Annotated in this window: 2 protein-coding genes, 1 tRNA gene and 2 other annotated features; of the genes, 1 reads left to right on the top strand and 2 read right to left on the bottom strand. The window is 44.1% G+C overall.

Translation table 11 applies throughout. The annotated features are described in order from the left end of the window. Nucleotides 1–198, bottom strand: a 198-nt coding sequence (locus tag E7Z59_RS15385; RefSeq protein WP_211089745.1) for a hypothetical protein, incomplete at its 3' end; no start/stop codon positions are given. A gap of 374 nt (nt 199–572) precedes the next feature. Here E7Z59_RS15385 and E7Z59_RS15180 point away from each other — a divergent pair. Further along, nucleotides 573–646 (top strand) — tRNA-Ala (locus E7Z59_RS15180). A 150-nt stretch (nt 647–796) separates the two neighbouring features. Then, nucleotides 797–1097 (bottom strand) — a sequence feature (23S ribosomal RNA rRNA prediction is too short). Continuing rightward, nucleotides 1050–1652 (top strand) — a sequence feature (mutual gap in cmsearch alignment for this rRNA model is longer than 100). (Overlaps the previous feature by 48 nt.) Here E7Z59_RS15180 and E7Z59_RS15380 read toward each other — a convergent pair. Then, nucleotides 1430–1652 (bottom strand): hypothetical protein (locus tag E7Z59_RS15380; RefSeq protein WP_211089744.1); only part of this gene is annotated, 223 nt, incomplete at its 5' end. Its footprint overlaps the feature before it by 223 nt.

Raw genomic sequence — 1652 nt, 5'->3', positions numbered from 1 at the left:
AAAAAAATTTTGAAGCTTTTTGCTAACTTCTAAAACCTGCTTTTTAATGAACGTTGCCCCGTTTGATGTCTCTCTCAGAGCGGCTGCAAAACTACAACCTTTTTCCGTTCCCGCAAGCCTTTTTGAAAAATAATTTTCCGAAGCTGCAACTCCCGTTTTCAATGCCGTGTAAAAGAACTTTTTATTCTCTTCTCTCAATCATCCCACATCCGCCTTGTTTCCTCGGCCTCTGCGGCGATGCTTCTCGTTAGAAGCGGCTGCAAAACTACAACCTTTTTCCATTCCGGCAAATCTTTTTTGAAGTTTTTTTTCAAAGCTTCCGAGTCATTGCTAACCCGTTTTTCAAGACCGCTTTTCTTTAAGAACGATGCCCCCAAAAACCCGTCTTATATTTGCACCCGCTTTGAACAACAAGGCACCTCTTTGGAGGGGCGGTTCGGAGCTAAAAAGTTCTTTTACACGGCATTGAAAACGGGAGTTGCAGCTTCGGAAAATTATTTTTCAAAAAGGCTTGCGGGAACGGAAAAAGGTTGTAGTTTTGCAGCCGCTCTGAGAGAGACATCAAACGGGATGGGGAATTAGCTCAGCTGGCTAGAGCGCCTGCCTTGCACGCAGGAGGTCATCGGTTCGACTCCGATATTCTCCACAACGGCGAATGAGTAGCTGATGTGTTAAGCCAACTACACTCAAAGAGATAAGGGTTAACATGGGGCGAAGCCGAAACGTTCATTGACATATTGAGATAAAGAGATACGAGAAGCTTGTTTGTTGTTTCATTAGAAACAACGGCAAACAAAATTTTTTTAAAAAATTGAATCTTATTTTCACACAAGGTTTCACGTGCCCCGCGCTACTCAGGATACCACTACAAATAACCGCTCTTACTCTTACGGGACTATCACCCTCTATGGTCACTCTTTCCAAAGTGTTCTGATTCAATTGGCATTCGATGTCGTGGTCCTACAACCCCAATATTGCCGTAACAACATTGGTTTGGGCTCTTCCGGGTTCGCTCGCCACTACTACCGGAATCACTATTGTTTTCTTCTCCTCCGCCTACTTAGATGTTTCAGTTCAGCCCAAGGCTAAATACTCCTGAGAGACCGATAGTGAACCAGTACCGTGAGGGAAAGGTGAAAAGTACCCTGAATAAGGGAGTGAAAGAGAACCTGAAACCATACGCTTACAAGCGGTCGGAGCCCCTTTTGGGGTGACGGCGTGCCTTTTGCATAATGAGCCTACGAGTTACCGTTGCTAGCGAGGTTAAGTGATTCAGTCACGGAGCCGTAGCGAAAGCGAGTCTGAATAGGGCGCTATAGTTAGTAGTGGTAGACTTAGAAGCGGCTGCAAAACTACAACCTTTTTCCATTCCGGCAAATCTTTTTTGAAGTTTTTTTTCAAAGCTTCCGAGTCATTGCTAACCCGTTTTTCAAGACCGCTTTTCTTTAAGAACGATGCCCCTCGAAGTGTTTCTCAGAGCGGCTGCAAAAATACAACCTTTCTTCATTCCTGCAAGCTTTTTTTGAAAAAAATTTTGAAGCTTTTTGCTAACTTCTAAAACCTGCTTTTTAATGAACGTTGCCCCGTTTGATGTCTCTCTCAGAGCGGCTGCAAAACTACAACCTTTTTCCGTTCCCGCAAGCCTTTTTGAA

Source organism: Robertkochia marina, from assembly GCF_004799345.1.
Lineage (GTDB): Bacteria > Bacteroidota > Bacteroidia > Flavobacteriales > Flavobacteriaceae > Robertkochia > Robertkochia marina.
The sequence above is the reverse complement of the archived record's forward strand: the minus strand, read 5'-3'. Positions and strand labels throughout refer to the sequence as shown.